The 15,995-nt window shown below is 72.3% G+C and carries 11 protein-coding genes; 8 read left to right on the top strand and 3 right to left on the bottom strand.

From position 1 onward, the window contains the following. The first annotated feature begins 34 nt into the window (after positions 1-34). Positions 35-844: an SAM-dependent methyltransferase gene (locus AB0D14_RS23515; protein WP_362782050.1), complete on the top strand. Its 810-nt coding sequence runs from the start codon at positions 35-37 to the stop codon at positions 842-844. 42 nt (positions 845-886) lie between these two features. Here the strand turns inward: AB0D14_RS23515 and AB0D14_RS23510 are convergent, their stop codons facing one another. Continuing rightward, complete coding sequence (locus tag AB0D14_RS23510) at positions 887-2,284, bottom strand: FAD-binding oxidoreductase (protein ID WP_362782047.1); 1,398 nt, start codon at positions 2,282-2,284, stop codon at positions 887-889. 126 nt (positions 2,285-2,410) lie between these two features. Then, positions 2,411-5,029: an AAA family ATPase gene (locus tag AB0D14_RS23505; RefSeq protein WP_362782045.1), complete on the bottom strand. Its 2,619-nt coding sequence runs from the start codon at positions 5,027-5,029 to the stop codon at positions 2,411-2,413. Between the two features lie 220 nt (positions 5,030-5,249). Here AB0D14_RS23505 and AB0D14_RS23500 point away from each other — a divergent pair, with 220 nt between their 5' ends. Beyond that, positions 5,250-8,525, top strand: a complete 3,276-nt coding sequence (locus AB0D14_RS23500; RefSeq protein WP_362782044.1) for a family 78 glycoside hydrolase catalytic domain — start codon at positions 5,250-5,252, stop codon at positions 8,523-8,525. Positions 8,526-8,640: 115 nt separating this feature from the next. Here the strand turns inward: AB0D14_RS23500 and AB0D14_RS23495 are convergent, their stop codons facing one another. Then, positions 8,641-9,363 (bottom strand): peptidoglycan-binding domain-containing protein, encoded by a 723-nt coding sequence (locus AB0D14_RS23495; protein WP_362782041.1) that lies wholly within the window; start codon positions 9,361-9,363, stop codon positions 8,641-8,643. Between the two features lie 254 nt (positions 9,364-9,617). On the opposite strand from AB0D14_RS23495, the gene AB0D14_RS23490 reads away from it, so the two are divergent. The 6 genes from AB0D14_RS23490 to AB0D14_RS23465 are packed head-to-tail and all read left to right on the top strand — an operon-like array spanning position 9,618 to position 15,975. Then, positions 9,618-10,874: an ATP-grasp domain-containing protein gene (locus AB0D14_RS23490; RefSeq protein ID WP_362782040.1), complete on the top strand. Its 1,257-nt coding sequence runs from the start codon at positions 9,618-9,620 to the stop codon at positions 10,872-10,874. Positions 10,875-10,879: 5 nt separating this feature from the next. Continuing rightward, complete coding sequence (locus AB0D14_RS23485) at positions 10,880-11,758, top strand: DUF364 domain-containing protein (RefSeq protein WP_362782314.1); 879 nt, start codon at positions 10,880-10,882, stop codon at positions 11,756-11,758. Beyond that, positions 11,755-12,867: a PLP-dependent cysteine synthase family protein gene (locus AB0D14_RS23480; RefSeq protein ID WP_362782037.1), complete on the top strand. Its 1,113-nt coding sequence runs from the start codon at positions 11,755-11,757 to the stop codon at positions 12,865-12,867. The genes AB0D14_RS23485 and AB0D14_RS23480 overlap by 4 nt, the downstream gene beginning before the upstream one ends. Then, a complete protein-coding gene (locus AB0D14_RS23475; RefSeq protein ID WP_362782035.1) occupies positions 12,864-13,910 on the top strand; it encodes a dipeptide epimerase in 1,047 nt (348 codons plus the stop codon). Before AB0D14_RS23480 ends, AB0D14_RS23475 begins: the two co-directional genes overlap by 4 nt. 2 nt (positions 13,911-13,912) lie before the next feature. Continuing rightward, a complete protein-coding gene (locus tag AB0D14_RS23470) occupies positions 13,913-15,163 on the top strand; it encodes an MFS transporter (protein ID WP_362782311.1) in 1,251 nt (416 codons plus the stop codon). Next, positions 15,160-15,975 carry a class I SAM-dependent methyltransferase gene (locus tag AB0D14_RS23465; RefSeq protein WP_362782033.1) on the top strand — a complete coding sequence of 272 codons (816 nt, stop codon included), beginning with the start codon at positions 15,160-15,162 and terminating at the stop codon, positions 15,973-15,975. The genes AB0D14_RS23470 and AB0D14_RS23465 overlap by 4 nt, the downstream gene beginning before the upstream one ends. The last annotated feature ends 20 nt before the right edge of the window (positions 15,976-15,995 follow it).

Raw genomic sequence — 15,995 nt, 5'->3', positions numbered from 1 at the left:
TGCAGACGACGGAACGCGCGGCAGGAGATCCCTCATGACAGACGGCCGGCCCACTCCCGACCAGGACGCCTTGTCCAAGATCGACACCACGGTGCCGCATTCGGCCCGCATCTGGAACTACTGGATGGGCGGGAAGGACAACTACGAGGTCGACCGGGAGGCGGGCGACGCCTATCGCCGGATCGCGCCGAACATCGAGACGATGGCCCGCGCCTCCCGCGGATACCTGATCCGTACCGTAACGTTCGTCGCCGGGGAGCTGGGCATCCGCCAGTTCCTGGACATCGGCACCGGCCTGCCCACGTACGACAACACCCATCAGGTCGCCCAGCGCGTGGCACCGGAGGCCCGGATCGTCTATGTGGACAACGACCCGCTCGTGCTGAGGCACGCCCAGGCGCTGCTCACCAGCACGCCCGAGGGTGTCACCGACTACATCGACTCGAACCTGCACGAGCCCGAGAAGATCATCGAGGCGGCACGCAAGATCCTCGACTTCGAGAAGCCCGTCGCACTGATGCTGATGGGCATCCTGGGCCACATCCAGGACTACGAGGAGGCCAAGACGATCGTGCGCCGTCTCCAGGCCGAGCTGCCGCCGGGCAGCTACTTCGTGCACTACGACAGCACGGACACCGACGCCGAGCTGAAGCGGGCCCAGGAGGGCTACGACGACACCGGCGCCGTTCCGTACGTGCTGCGCAGCCCCCGGCAGGTCGCCGCCTACTACGAGGGCCTCGAACTGCTGGAGCCCGGCATCGTCTCCTGTCCGCTGTGGCGCCCCGAGCCGGGCACCGACCCGCAGCCGACGGACGTGTACGGAGGCGTCGCCCGCAAGCCCTGACGCCCCCGTCGGCGTCAGGGCCTGTGTCCGGACCCGGGCCGGTCAGGTCCGTGCGGCCGGCTGGATGTTCTGGTTCAGCCGGAACAGGTTGCCCGGGTCGTAGTCGGCCTTGATCCTGGCCAGGCGTGCGTAGTTGTCCCGGTAGCTCGCACGGACGCGCTCCTGGCCCTCGTCCATCATCATGTTCACGTAGGCGCCGCCCGCCGAGTACGGGTGCAGGGCCTCGAAGTAGTCGACGGTCCACTGCTTGATGCGGTCGGCGTTCGCCGGGTCGGGGTCCACACCCGCGTACACCGAGGCCCAGCGTGCGTCCCGGTAGCTCCAGGCCGTGTCCGTCGGTGCCAGGTCGTGGACGGCGCCGTCGATCGGGTACAGGTGCATGGTCGACTTCATGGTCGGCAGTTCGGCACCGAACTTGGCGTGCTGTTCGATCGCGGCACCGGGGATCTCGTTGACGAAGTCGGCGCGCCAGTACCACTGGTCGCCGGGCGGGTAGAGCCCGTCGAAGGCCGACTGGATCGCGGGGTGCGGCATCGGCGCGGGCCCGTGCAGCAGCGGCTCGGGAAGCGCGGAGAGCAGGGGCGCCATCAAGCGGGCCGCCGTGTCCGCGTCGTCCCCGGCGTAGCACCACACGACGCCGCAGGCCTTGCGGCCCTGGATCTCCTCGGGGAACGGGGGCGCCGGCGGGACCGCGCCGAACAGGAAGAAGCCGCCCAGGTCGCGGGGCGCGTGCGGGATGAAGTCCCGGTAGGCGGCCAGGACTTCGGCCGCGGCTTCGACGGGCCAGAACGTGGGCCCCGCAACGACGGTCCCCACCTCGTGCAGCCGGAAACGGAACGAGGTGACGACTCCGAAGTTGCCTCCTCCGCCACGGATCGCCCAGTAGAGGTCGGCGTTCTCGTCGGCGCTCGCACGCACCTGCGTGCCGTCGGCCAGTACGAGGTCCGCCTCCAGGAGGTTGTCGATGGTCAGCCCGCACTTGCGGCTGAGATGGCCGAGACCGCCGCCCAGGGTGAGACCGCCGACGCCGGTCGTGGAGATGATGCCGCTCGGCGTGGCCAGCCCGTGCGCGTTGGTGGCACGGTCCACCTCACCCCAGACACAGCCCGCGCCGACACGGACCGTCCTCGCCGCCGGGTCGATCTCGATGTCCTTGAGCGGAGACAGGTCCACGACCACGCCGTCGTCGCAGGTCCCAAGACCCGCTCCGTGGTGCCCGCCGCCCCGCACCGCGAGCGGCAGGTCGTGGTGGCGGGCGAAGCCGACGGCGTGTGCCACGTCCTCGGCGCTGGTGCAGCCGGCCACCAGGGCGGGCCGCCGGTCGATCATCGCGTTGTAGACCGCGCGGACCTCCTGGTAACCGGAGTCGTCCGGGCCGGTCAACTGGCCCTTGAATTGCGTGAGTTCCTGGCGGGCTGCTTGTGCGGGCGTGACAGACATGGGCGTCCCCCGAATCCGGGGCCCCACTCTTCGGGCCCCTCCGATGGGCCTGTTCTACTCGGGTGGGCGGGGCCCGGACATCCGTGCCCGCCACTCAGCTCGGCCGCCTCGCCTACCTACGTCTGCCTATTCTCGCGCGTCTGCCTGGGTGTCGCGACCCGGCAGAATCCCGAGCTCCGTGGCACGGGCGGCGGCCTGGCGCCGGGTGCGGGCACCGAGCTTGTCCAGTACGGCGGCGACGTGGTTGTCGACGGTACGGACCGACACGACGAGCCGCTCGGCGATCTCGGGGTTGGTCAGGCCCTGCGCCAGCAGCCGCATGACCTGGAGCTGGCGCTCGGTGAGACCGGCGGGGTTCTCCCGGGTGGCGGCGAGTGGCCCGCGCGGGACGTGGCGTACACCGAGTCGTCGCAGTTCCGCGCGGACCAGCCGCGCCAGGGGTTCGGCACCGAGCGTGTCGAGCCGGGCGAGAGCGGCGAGCTTGACCTCGGGGTCCGGGCTCTCGGCGAGAGCGGCGGCATGCTCGTACGGGCAACCCGCCGCGTGCCACGCCCGCGCCGCCTCCCGCCAGCGGCCGGCGGTCTGGAGCGCGTACGGGTGGTCCGAGGCGTCCGCCGGTACGGGGTGTCCGGCCCTGGTGAGCCAGTGGCCGAGTTCGGCGCGGTGCGGGACGACGGACAGACGGCATGCCTGTTCGAAGGTCTCCCCGGCCAGCTCGGCCACCTCCTTGTGATCGCCCCGGAGCCAGGCGGCCTCGGCGCGGGCGGCGGCGACCGGCCCGGTGCGCTGGAGTTCGCGGGTGCGTACGGCGATCTCCCAGGCCTGGTCGAGCAGTTCCTCGCCACCGCTGCGGCCGCGCCGGACCCGGACCCGGGCGAGGACGGTCAGGGCGGGGCAGCGGGCGGGGACGAAGTCGTGGGCGCCGATCTCGGCGTGCCGCTCCGCGTCGTCCCAGGCGCCCGCGGCGAGCTTCCGCAGCCCCATCGCCACATGGAGATAGCTGAGGAACCCGACGTGCTCCGCCCGGTCGGCCAGTTCCATGCCGGGCGCGAGGAAACGGTCGGCCTCGGTGTACTCAAGGCGTTCGAGCAGCGTCCAGATGAGGTTGGCGTACGAGCGGCAGGCGTGCTCGACCTCACCGGCGGCCAGCGCGACCTGCAGGCTCTCCTCCAACTGGGCGCGGCCCAGCGGGTCGCCGGCGCGCCAGCGGGCGGAGCCGACGTTGTTGAGGGCGTGCGCGAGGATCGCCGTGTCGCCCGTGCGGCGGGCCAGCGTGATGGCCCGTTCGCCGAAGTCGATGGCCTGGGCGGTGCGTTCGGAGAGCATGTGGAGCTGGGAGGTGTTGCTGAGCGCGAGTGCGAGCAGCCGGTCGTCGCCCACGTCCTCCAGGACGGCGATGGCCTCCCGGGCGGCGTGTTGCGCGTCGTCCGCGTTCCCCGCCCACCAGTGGATACGGGAGAGCCAGCGCAGGTCCGCGCCGAGCGCCCGGGTATCGCCGAGGGACCGGCGCAACGCGACCGCGTCCCGCTCGGCGTCCACGGCGGCCGCCGAGTCGGCGATGGTGTAGCTCTCGATGGCGTACCGCTCCAGCAGACCGGCGAGTTCGGCCGCGCCGAAGCGGTCGCGCTGCCGCAGGACGAGCCGCAGGTGGGCCGCGGCCTCCCGGTGTGCGCCCGCGCCGGCGGCATCACGGGCGGCGTCGGGCCCGTACCGGGCGATCGCGTCCTGGTCCCCGGCCTGCGCCGCGTGGTGGACGACGCGGGCCGGGTCGGAGCCGGGCTTCGCGACGAGTGCGGCGAGGACCTGGCGGTTGAGTTCGATGCGCCGTGCGGCGGGCAGCGAGTCGGCGACGGCCCGGCGGATCAACTCGTGGCGGAATCCGGCCCGTTCCGGTGTCACGGTCAGCAGCCCGCGCTGTTCGGCGAGCGCCAGTTCGGCCACGCCGTGCGTCAGCAGGGCCTCGACGAGGGGGCGTTCGACCGCGGACGGCACCACGGCGAGCTGCTCCAGGGCGTCCTGGGTCCGGTCGTCCAGGTCGCGCAGCCGGGCGAGGACCGCGTCGACCACGGTCGGCGGTACGGCACCGGCACCGCCGGCCGCCACGACCTCGGCGACGAAGAACGGGTTGCCCGAGGTGACCGCGTACACCTCTGCCGGATCCAGGCCGCTCACCGCGCTGAGACTGCGTACGGCGGCCGGGGAGAGCCGGGACAGGGGCAGGCGGTGCACGCGTTCGGCCCGGGAGACCTGGCCGAGGAGGTGGTGCAGGGGGTGGCGGCGGTCCAGTTCGTCGTCCCGGTAGGTCAGGACCAGCACGGCCGGCAGGCGTTCCACGCGGTGCACCAGGAACCGCAGTGCGTCGAGCGAGGCCTCGTCGGCCCAGTGCACGTCCTCGATGACGAGGACGGCCGGATGCGGGGCCGCGACGAGTTCCGCCCGCAGCGCGTCGTAGACCCGCGGCCGGTCCCCGCCCGCCGTGAGCGCCCGGGCCAGTTCCGCGCCGACGCCGCCGACGAGATCGCGGAAGGGGCCCAGCGGCCGACGCGTCGCCAGGTCGTCGCACTCCCCCACCAGAACACGTGCCGTGGCGGGCAGCACTCCCGGCATGGCCTTCACCAGGCTCGACTTGCCGATGCCCGCCTCACCGTGGACGAGCACGACGCAGCCGGCTCCGTCGGCCGCGTCCCTGGCGGCGGAGGCCAGCCGGTCCAGCTCGTGGTCTCGTTCGAGGATCCCCCCATCCACGGCCCAATGCTGGCACACGCACGCCTCTTGAAGCCCCACAGCGGCACCCATAGGATCGTTCAACGACGCGTGAAACGTTTCAAACGACCTCGCGCCTCTCCCCATGCCCCTCTTCGCGCCTCCGCATCTCACGCCTCTCCCCTCTCGCCCCGCCCACCCTTCGCTTCGACATCCGCACCCGCATCCGCATCCGCGCACGTACGCAACCAAGGGACCCCGCATGACCAACGGTTGGAACCGCCGCGCCTTTCTCCGGAGTTCGGTCGCCGGAGCGGGCGCCTCCGCCGCCCTCACCTCCGGCGCCACCGCCGCCTCCGCCTCGGGACACCCGCAGGCCGAGGCCGCACCGCCGGGCAGGCTGCGGGTCGAGCGCACGACCGTCGAGTACGCCGAGACGCTGCTCGGCACGGAAGTGGAACAGCCCCGGCTCACCTGGGAGTTGGCGGCCGGCGGGCACGGTGCCCGGCAGACCGCCTACCGGGTGAGGGTCGCGTTGAGCGAGCGGGACCTGCGCGAGGGACGGCGCGCGGTCTGGGACTCGGGCCGGGTCGCGTCGGACCGCAGCGTCGCCCTCGCGTACGCGGGCCCCGCCCTACGGCCGCGCACCCGCTACCACTGGCAGGTCAGGGTCTGGGACGGCGAGGGCCGGCCGTCGGCGTGGAGCGCACCCCGCTGGTGGGAGACAACGTTGTCCAGAGACTCCTGGCAAGGGTTCTGGATCGGTGCGGCGGCCGCCCCGAAGCCGCCGACGTTCGACGGCGCGTCCTGGATCTGGTCGCCCGGCGCGACCTCGAACGACGCGCCCGCCGGGCCCCGGTGGTTCCGCGGCACGCTGACGCCGCCCGCGGGTTCGGAGATCCGCAGAGCCACCCTGCTGGCGACGGCCGACGACGACTTCACCCTCTATCTCGACGGCCGGCAGGTGCTGCACCAGGCCGAACAGACCGATGCCTGGCGCCAGGGCCAACTCGTCGACGTCACCGAGCAGGTGCGGGCCGGCGACTCCGCGCGCCTGGTGGTCGCCGCCCTCGCGACGAACCGCGGCAACGCGTCGGTCAACCCCGGCGGCCTGCTCGTACGGCTCCTCGTGGAGCACGGGACGGGGGCCACCGAGCTGGTCACGGGCAACGGGTGGCGATGCGCCGACGACGAACAACAGGGCTGGCAGCAACCGGGGTTCGACGACTCCTCGTGGCCTGAGGCGGCGGTGCTCGCGCCCTACGGGCAGGGCCCCTGGGGCGACGGCGTGTCGATCGCGGCGCCCGAGCAGCCGGCTCCGCTGCTGCGCCGCGAGTTCACCCTCTCCAAGCCGGTCGCCCGCGCCCGCCTCTACATCAGCGGACTCGCCTACTACGAGGCACAGATCAACGGTGTACGCGTCGGCCGCCAGGTCCTCGACCCCGGCTTCACGGACTACGACGAGACCGTGCTGTACGCGGTGCACGACGTGACGGACCACCTGCGCCGGGGTGCCAACGCGATCGGTGTGAGCCTCGGCCGGGGTTTCTTCGGCATGACGACACCGAACGTCTGGAACTGGCACCGCCCCCCGTGGCACGGCGAGCCACGGCTGCTCGGCCAGCTGGAGATCGACCACCCCGACGGCTCACGCACCACGGTCGCCACGGACGGCCGGTGGCGGATCACCGAGGGCCCGACCCGCTCCAACTCCCTCTATGCGGGCGAGAGTTACGATGCCCGTAAGGCGCCCGGGGCATGGACACGGCCAGGGTTCGACGACAGCGGCTGGCAGGGAACAGAGCGCCGGGACGCCCCGAAGGGCACGCTGCGCGCACAGCCGCACGATCCGATCGAGGTCGTCGAGACCGTACGCCCGGTCGCCGTCGACGAGTTGAGCGAGGGCGTGTACGTCGTCGACATGGGCCGCACGATGGCCGGCTGGACGAAGCTGACCGTGCGCGCCGCGGCGGGGACGACCGTACGCCTGGTCCACGGCGAGAAACTGAAGTCCGATGGAAGTGTGCACGCCGAGACGGGGCACGTGCCCGGCCGGTTCCAGACCGACGAATACGTGTGCGCGGGCGGCGGCGCCGACGAGGTGTGGGAGCCGAGGTTCTCGTACAAGGGCTTCCGTTATGTGCAGGTCAGCGGGCTGCCCGCGAAGCCCGAGCCGTCGCAGGTGCTGGGCCGTGTCGTGCACACACCGGTGGAGGCGACGGGTTCCTTCGCCTGCTCCGAGCCGTTCTACGAGCGGTTGGAGCGGGCGATGCGGCGCACGCTCCTGAACAACCTGCACGGCATTCCGACGGACACGCCGATGTACGAGAAGAACGGCTGGACCGGTGACGCCCAGCTGGGCGCGCCGATCATGGCGTACGCGCTCGGGGTGCACCGCTTCCTCTCCAAGTGGCTCGGCGACCTGAAGGACAGTCAGAACCCGGACGGGCAGCTGCCGGTGATCGTGCCGAGCGGCGGCTGGGGGTACGGCGACCTCGGCCCGTCCCCCGAGTGGACGACCGTGTACCCGTTCCTGTTGCGGGAGATGTACCGCGTGTACGGGGACGACCGGCTGGCCCGCGACCACTGGACGCCGCTCACCCGCTACCTGGACTGGGAGATCTCCCGGCTGAAGGACGGCCTCGCCGTGACCGCGCTCGGCGACTATCTGCCGCCGGGGTACGGCGGCAACCCGCCCGAGGACACCCGGCTGACGGCGACGGCGTACCTGCACCGGGCGCTCGTCGGCACGGCGGAACTCGCGGATCTGCTCCATGACTCCGCGGTCGCCGATCGCTACCGCAAGGCCGCGGAGGGACTCAAGGTGGCCTTCAACGCTGCCTTCCTGGGCCCGGACGGCCACTACCGCACGGCAAAGGATCCCGGATACCGGCAGACGAACAACTGCGTTCCGCTCGCCTTCGGACTGGTCCCGCCGGGTGCGCGGGCCAGTGTCGTCGACTCGCTCCTCGCCGACATCGAGCAGCGCGGCAACCATCTGAACACCGGCGCCCTCGGCACCAGCGTCCTGCTGCGACAGCTGTCCGCGCAGGGTCACCCCGAGGTGGCCCGTGCCATCGCGACACAGCGTACGTACCCGAGCTGGGGCCACTGGTTCGAGAACGGCGCCGACACCATGTGGGAGATGTGGCCGCTCGACTCGCGGTCCCGGGACCACTACTTCCAGGGCACGGTCGTGCAGTGGCTGTACGAGAACGTGGCCGGGCTGCGCCCCGGGGACGCGGGTTACCGGACCTTCACGGTGCGCCCCGACGGCCGTACGGGGGTGGACTGGGCCCACACATCGGTCCGCACGGTCCGCGGCCGGGCTTCGGCCGCCTGGTCGGTCGTGGACGGTTCGGTGCGGCTCTCGGTGCGGGTGCCGGTGGGGTCGACGGCCGAGGTGCATGTGCCGGCGACCGGGCGTTCGGCGGTGCGCGCACCGGGCGGGGCGACATTCGTGCGGGTGGATCCGGAGTTCGTCGTGTATGAAGTGACGCACGGGGGCTGGGAGTTCGTGGCTCGGGCCACTGGGTGACCGGGCCACCGGGTGAACGAGGCTTGCGGGTGCGGGCCGCAGGTGCGGCCCGCTGCGGGAGATCCGACCTCCGGCTTCTGGGCTCGTCATTCAGGGTCCGGTGCCGCACGGCGCGTCACGAGGCCGTGCGGGATTCGAGGTCGCTGCGGGTGTCGTTGCCGTACACGCCCGTCTCGTCTCCCCGGATGCCGTACCAGAGCTGGAAACGTGCCACCGCCGCCGTCAGCGTGGCGTCGTACACGCCGCTGGGCGTGTCCTGGTCGTACACGTCGGGGATACGCAGCAGCCGCGTCTGCAGGTCACTCACCGCCGGCCCGCTGTCGCCCTCGCGCAAGGTGCCGGCGCCGTCCGGGTCGACGCCCCCGGGAACGGCGGACGAAGCGGGGGGAGCGGACGGTGCGGCAGGAGCGGACGACGCGGCAGGGGGCGCCTCCTGCGCGGCGTCACCGGCGTCCCTGTCCCAGGTGAGAAGCAGAGCCGCACCGAACCCCGCCAGCGCCGCGGCCCCCGCGGCGACGCCGAGCACCGTACGGCGGAGCAGGAAACTACGGCCGTGCGCCGGCCCGCGTGCGGCCGGGCGGACGCGTCGCGCCGGCCTGCCGTCGCTCACGGTGACAGGCGGCAGTTCCTGGGTGTCGTCCTCCGTCACCGTGGGCAGTGCGGTGCGTTCCGCCCCCGGTACAGCGACGATCTCGTAACCCTCGTCCGAGTCACGTTCCCTCTCCTGCACCTGCCGCACCAGATCCGAGAGGTACCCCGGCCGGCGACGGCGCAGGACGTTGGTCGGCTCCAGCGGCGACCGACGCGATGGCTCTTCGGGGTCGAACGGTGTCGACAAGCTGCTCTCCCTCCGCGCGTTGCTGAAAAGGGATACGGACACCCCCGCCCGGTGGTTCAACGGAGCGCTGCCGAGCCGCGCACGCGGGGGCGGGCCGCTCCGCCGTTTTTGCCGCGACGGCAACAAAGGTCGACCATCAGATGACAATGAAAACGATTGTCGATAACGTGTGGGGCGGTCACGTTGTCCGCGCCCCGCCATGGGGTGCCCCTGGCGTGCCCGGAAGCTCAACCGGTGTACGTGAAAGGGGAGTTGTGGCTCATCTGTTGGTGATCGAGAGCTGGGTCGGGTCGATGAGCAGACTGCTGCCACGGGCGATCCGGGAGGGTGGGCACGAGTTCACCTTCCTCACCCGCGACCTGCATCACTATCTGCGTTCCGCCCCGGAGGGCACGGCCCATCCCCTGCTCGCGGCTCGCAATGTGCTGACCGCCGAAACGAACGACGTCGCCTCGCTGCTCCCCGAGGTGGAGCGGCTGCACGGGGCGCTCGGCTTCGACGCGGTGGTCACGTCCTGCGACTACTACCTGCCCACCGTCGCGCGGATCGCCGCCCGTCTGGGCCTTCCCGGGCCGGCTCCCGAGTCCGTGGAGACCGCGTGCCGCAAGGACGCCACCCGTCATGTCCTCGGCCGGGCCGGTGTCCCCGGCCCTCGTTTCGCCGTCTGCGCCGACCGGGCCGAGGCCGAGGAAGCCGCACGGGAGCTCGGATTCCCGCTGGTCGTCAAGCCCGTCGACCTCTGCGCGGGCATGTACGTGCGGCGCGTCGACGACGAGCGGGACCTCGCCGAGGCCTGCCGGGCGATCACGGACTTCCCGTTGAACGCCCGCGGTCAGGTGCGGGCGCCCGTCCTCCTCCTTGAGGAGCTTCTCGACGGTCCCGAAGTCAGCGTGGAAACCGTGTCGTTCGACGGCACGACGCATGTGGTGGGCGTGACCGACAAGAGCCTCGCCGGGGCGCCGGCCTTCATCGAGACCGGCCACATGTTCCCCGCCGCCCTCGCTCCCGCCGAGGCGGCGGCCGCCCAGGACACCGCGGTGCGGGCGGTCGAGGCGCTCGGTCTCGACTCGGTCGTGGCACACACCGAGATCAGGCTGACCGGCGCCGGGCCCCGCGTCGTCGAGGTCAACCCGCGCCCCGCCGGAAACCGCATCACCGAGCTGATCCGTCACGTCACCGGTCTCGACCTGGCCGCCGCCTGCGTGGACGTGGCTCTCGGCCGCACCCCCGACCTGCGACAGCGCGACACCGGACTGCGCAGCGCCGCCGTCGGCTTTCTAGTGCCGGACACCGAGGGAACACTGGAGTCGATCGAGGGCTCTGGCCAAGTGCACGGGGTGCAGGGCGTGTTGGAGGTGCAGCTCGCCGAGCCGGGTCGCGCGGTGAAGGCGGCCGGCAGCAACAACGAGTACCTCGGACATGTCATGGCGGGCGACGCCGGCGGGCTTGGCGCGCGAGGCCGCGTCGAGTCGCTGCTCTCCGGGCTGCGACCGCGGGTGTCCGTCCGATGAGTCCGATGAGGGCGGGGACCGGACTGCCACCAGCCACGACACCGGCGGCGACAGCGGTTGCCGGTGCCACACCGGCCTCGTACGACGATCTGGTGCGGCAGGTTCTGGCCGGTGGGTTCGGTCCGGATCCGCACAGCCTGCGCGTCGCAGTGGCGTTCACCACGAGTCAGGCCGTGCGGCACGACGGGCGCCGCGGCGGCTACCGCAACGAGGTACTCAGTCTGCGCCTCGGCCAGGCGGTCGGCTCGTGCGCGGTCGAGCCCGGCGCGCTGCCGCGCGGCGCGGTGGACGACTGCGCCGGGGCGGAGGTCGCGCGACTGCTGGAGCACCCGCTCCCCTCGGTCCGGGTCGCGGCGCTGGACGCCTGTCTGATGCACGGGCTCCCGCACACGCGGCAGAACGGGGCACTGCCCTTTCCCCTGCCCGCCGGAAGTTCCCTGGAGAAGTCCCGAGCCCGGGCGCGGGCCGTCGTCGAGCTCCTTGACCTCGAACCGGGGCAGACCGTCCTCGTCGTCGGTGTCGTCAACTCCCTTCTTGAGGCCCTGCGTTCGCGGGGAATCAGGTACATACCGTGCGACCTCAAGGGCGGTAGGACGGAGTGGGGCGAGCACGTCGTCACCGACGCCCACGCCGAACTCGACCGCTGTGACGCCGTACTGGCCTCCGGTATGACACTCGGCAACGGGTCCTTCGAGCCCCTGCGGGAGCACGCCCTGCGCAGCGGCCGGCAGTTGGTGATGTTCGCCCAGACCGGCAGTGCCGTCCTGCCGAGGTTCCTCGGTGCCGGAGTGAGCGCGGTGTGCGCGGAGCCGTATCCCTTCTTCTGGCTCGACGGCGGCCCGGGTGTCATCCACCGCTACGGCCGCACGGAGGCCGCACTGTGACCACGGCCGCCCTGCGCCCCCTCGCCGCCGACCCCGGCCTCCTCGCCCTGCTCGGCCGCACCCCGCTGGCCAGGGTGAGCGCCGACCTGCCGTGTCCGCAGCCAGGGTTCTGGGCCAAGCTGGAAGGCCTCGCCGCCGGCGGCATGAAGGCGCGGGCCGCGGTGTCCATGCTGCTCGGCGCCCGTGACCGGGGCGAACTGCGGCCCGGGGCACCGGTGGTGGAGTCCACCTCCGGGACACTGGGCATCGGGCTCGCCTTCGCCGGGCAGGCACTGGGGCATCCCATCGTGCTCGTCGGCGACACCGAACTCGAACCGTCCATGCGGCAGTTGCTGCGCGCGTACGGAGCCCGTCTCGAACTCGTCGACCGTCCTTCCGGGGTCGGCGGCTGGCAGGCGGCCCGGCTGACCCGGCTGCGCGAGCTGCTGGGGACGCTGCCGGACGCGTACTGGCCCGACCAGTACAACAACCCCGACAACATCGCCGGTTACGCGTCGCTCGCCGCCGAACTCGCCGCCCAGCTCGACCACTTGGACGTGCTGGTGTGCAGCGTCGGCACGGGCGGTCACAGTGCCGGGATCGCGGGGCCGCTGCGCAGGCACTGGCCCAGGCTGCGGCTGATCGGTGTGGACGCAACCGGTTCCACCATCTTCGGCCAGCCCGCCAGACCCCGGCTGATGCGCGGGCTGGGCAGCAGCCTCCATCCGCGCAACGTGGCCTACGAGGCCTTCGACGAGGTGCACTGGGTCGGCCCGGCCGAGGCGGCCGACGCCTGCCGGCGGCTGGCCCGCGGCAGCTTCGTCAGCGGCGGCTGGAGCACCGGGGCGGTCGCACTGGTCTCCGCGTGGGCGGCCCGTGTCCATCCCGGCGCCGAGGTCGCCACCGTGTTCCCCGACGGTCCCCACCGCTATCTCGGCACGGTTTACGACGACGGCTTCGCAGCCGCGCACGGCCTCGACCTGTCCGCCGCCGCCACCCGCCCGGTCGAGATCCCGCACGCACGCGCCGTCGAGGCCACCGGCTGGGTCCGCTGCACCACGGTGACCGATCCCCTGCACGCCGATCCCCTGCCCAGCGATCCCCCGCACACCCTGGAAAGGCGCCCGTGAAGGCCACCCTGCGCACCGTGCGGCTCGCGCTCGCCGAGCCGCTGCGCATCTCCCGTTCGACGACGGCCGCCCGCGACGCCGTCTGGCTGACGATCGAGCACGAAGGCCTGCACGGCCACGGCGAGGCCGTCACCAGCGTCTACTACGGCCTCGACACCGACACTCTGCAATGGCAGCTGTACGAGTCCGGCCGTGCCCTGGGCCGCTTCCCCGACCCCGAGAGCGCGCTCCGCGAGCCGCCGGCAGACGGGCGGCCGTCCGCGGTGACCGCGGCTGTCGAGGCCGCGCTGCTCGACCTGTGCGGTAAACGGGCCGACGCCCCCGTGTACCGGCTCCTCGGTGCCACGAGCGCTCCGAGCGCCGGCACCGCCCGCACCATCGGCATCGTCCCGGCCCCGCACGCCGCCGCGCAGGCACGCGCACTCGTGGACGCCGGATTCGCCCTCATCAAGGCGAAGGCGGGCACCCCGGACCCCGAGGACGACCTCGACCGCATACGCGCCATCCGCTCCGCCGTGCCCGGCACCCGGCTCCTGCTCGACCCCAACGGCGCCTGGACCCTCGACCAGGCCCGTCGACTCATCCCCCAGTACGCCGAGTTGGGTGTCGAAGCCGTCGAACAGCCCGTCGCCCCCGGTGATCCGGAGGGCCTGGCACAGCTCGCCGAACGTTCACCGCTGCCCCTGATCGCCGACGAGGACGCCGTCGGCCAGGAGGACGTACGGCGACTCGCGGGCCGCGTGCACGGCGTGAACGTCAAGCTCGCCAAGTGCGGCGGGCCCCGAGCGGCACTGCGTATCGCCGAGTCGATCGCCGGCAGCGGCACCGAGCTGATGCTCGGCTGCCTCACCGCCAGCACGCTCGGCCTCGCGCCCGCCGTGCACTTCGCCGACCGGGCCCGCTGGGCCGACCTCGACGGACATCTGCTGCTCGCCGACGACCCGTGGACCGGGATCGGCGGCGCCGACGGTGTCGTACGGGCGAGTGAACTGCCCGGGCTCGGCGTACGGGAGCGGCCGGCGGGAGAGGCGGACGGGCCGTGAAGATGCGACAGAAGACGCCGCAGAAGACCCTGCATGAGATACGGGGCTTCTCGCCCGCGATCCGGCTCCTCCTCGTCAACCAGTTCGGCGTCAGCACCGGCTTCTATCTGCTCATCCCCTATCTGGCCACGCATCTGGGCGAGAACCTGGGCATGTCGGCGGCCGTCGTCGGGATCGTGCTCGGGGTGCGCAACCTCAGCCAGCAGGGGCTGTTCCTCATCGGCGGTTCGGCCGCGGACCGGCTCGGCGCGCGCGGAGTCATCATCGCCGGCTGCGCGGTGCGTACCGTCGGCTTCGCGTTGTTCGCGCTCGGCGACGGACTCGCGGTGCTGCTGGCCGCGTCCGTGCTGAGCGGGCTCGCCGGGGCGCTGTTCAACCCGGCCGTGCGGGCCTGTCTCGCGCAGGAGGCGGGCGAGCGCAAGGCCGAGGCTTTCGCGCTGTTCAACGTGTTCGCGACCACTGGGGCGCTCGTCGGGCCGCTGCTCGGCAGTGTCCTGCTGCTCGTCGACTTCCGGGCCTCCGCCCTCACCGCCGCCGCGATCTTCGCGCTGCTCACCGTGGCACAGGCGCTGATGCTGCCCGCGCGGGCGGTGCCGCCGAGTTCGGGCACCGTGCTCGCGGACTGGCGCGAGGTGGTCGGCAACCGCGCGTTCCTCGCCTTCTCCCTGGCCATGGTCGGCATGTTCACCCTGGAGAACCAGCTGTACCTGCTGCTGCCCGACGGCGTCCGCCGGGCCACGGGCTGGGACGGTGCGGCCGGACTGGTCTTCCTCGTGGGAACGCTCGCCAATCTCGCGCTGCAGCTGCGCCTCACCCGGGCACTGAAGGCGTACGGAAGGCGGGCCATCGGTGCCGGGCTCACCCTGATGGGGCTCGCCTTCCTGCCGCCGATGCTGGTGTCGGGGGCCTCCCCGCGGGTGTGGCACGCCGTACCCGTTCTCGTGGGCGTTCTCCTCCTCTACGTCGGTGTCATGGTCGCGCAGCCCTTCGTGATGGAGCTGATCCCCGGTTTCGGCAGACCGGAACTGACCGGCACGTACTTCGGGATCTTCTACATGGTGTCGGGGGTCGCCGCGGCCGTGGGCAACACGGTCGTGGGCTGGACCATGGACGCCGGGGGCCGGTGGGACACGGCCTGGCTGCCCTGGGCCTGCTGCCTGGGGTTCGGGCTGGCGTCGGCGGGCGGGGTCACCTGGCTGCGCCGCCTCGGGGCACTGCCCGTACGCCCGGTTCCCGTGGAGGCGACGGCATGACGAGCGCCGATCCGCTGACAGACGATCTGCTGACCGGCAATCTGCTGACCGACCACCCGGAGCTGTACGAGGCCAGGTTCCCCGATCCCGAGCGGCTGGCCGGGCGGTGGGCCGAGGACTGCCTGCGCCGGTACGGGGCCGGTCCAGCGGTCCTCGACCTGGGGTGCGGCACCGGGCGGGACGCGGCGCAGCTGCACGCGTCGGGCCGGTCGGTCGTCGGCGCCGACCTCTCCGAGGCGATGCTGGCGTACGCCCGCTTCCGGCACCCCGGCCCACGCTATGTGCGCGCCGATCTGCGGGACTTCTCCCTCGGCCCCGGGGTCTTCGACGCGGTGGTGTGCCTGGACAGTTCACTCCTGTACTGCCACACCAACGACGAACTGGACGGATTCCTGGCCTCCTGCCGCCGGGCTCTGGTTCCCGGCGGGCTCCTCGTCGCCGAGCTGCGCAACGGCGCCTACTTCCTCGGCCGTGACGACCTGCTGAACACGCCGAAGGTCAACAGCACTGCCTGGCAAGGCACTTCGTACCGGTCGACGACCACCCTGCACATCGACCGCACCGCGCAACTCCTGCGCCGTACCCGCATCTGGACCGCCGACGACGGCTCGGCTCCCGTCGAACAGCGCTCGGCATGGCGGCTGCTCCTCCCGCTGGAACTGCGCCACTTCCTGACCGCGCACGGTTTCGCCGTGCTCGCGCTGCACGACGGTCCGGGGCCGCGCACCGAACCGCCCTGGCAGGAGGGCGATCTGCCCGGCACCGCGACCGACGCCGACCGGCTGCACGTGGTGGCACGTCTCGCCGGCTGACCGCGCCGCACCTCCCTACG

This window comes from Streptomyces sp. NPDC048484 (assembly GCF_040651415.1).
In the GTDB taxonomy this organism is placed as follows: domain Bacteria; phylum Actinomycetota; class Actinomycetes; order Streptomycetales; family Streptomycetaceae; genus Streptomyces.
The sequence above is the reverse complement of the archived record's forward strand: the minus strand, read 5'-3'. Positions and strand labels throughout refer to the sequence as shown.

Bases quoted from the DNA above. Each gene is read 5' to 3' on its own strand.
- AB0D14_RS23515 (WP_362782050.1), top strand. From the start codon at position 35: ATGACAGACGGCCGGCCCACTCCCGACCAGGACGCCTTGTCCAAGATC.
- AB0D14_RS23510 (WP_362782047.1), bottom strand. From the start codon at position 2,284: ATGTCTGTCACGCCCGCACAAGCAGCCCGCCAGGAACTCACGCAATTC.
- AB0D14_RS23500 (WP_362782044.1), top strand. From the start codon at position 5,250: ATGACCAACGGTTGGAACCGCCGCGCCTTTCTCCGGAGTTCGGTCGCC.
- AB0D14_RS23485 (WP_362782314.1), top strand. From the start codon at position 10,880: ATGAGGGCGGGGACCGGACTGCCACCAGCCACGACACCGGCGGCGACA.
- AB0D14_RS23470 (WP_362782311.1), top strand. From the start codon at position 13,913: ATGCGACAGAAGACGCCGCAGAAGACCCTGCATGAGATACGGGGCTTC.
- AB0D14_RS23465 (WP_362782033.1), top strand. From the start codon at position 15,160: ATGACGAGCGCCGATCCGCTGACAGACGATCTGCTGACCGGCAATCTG.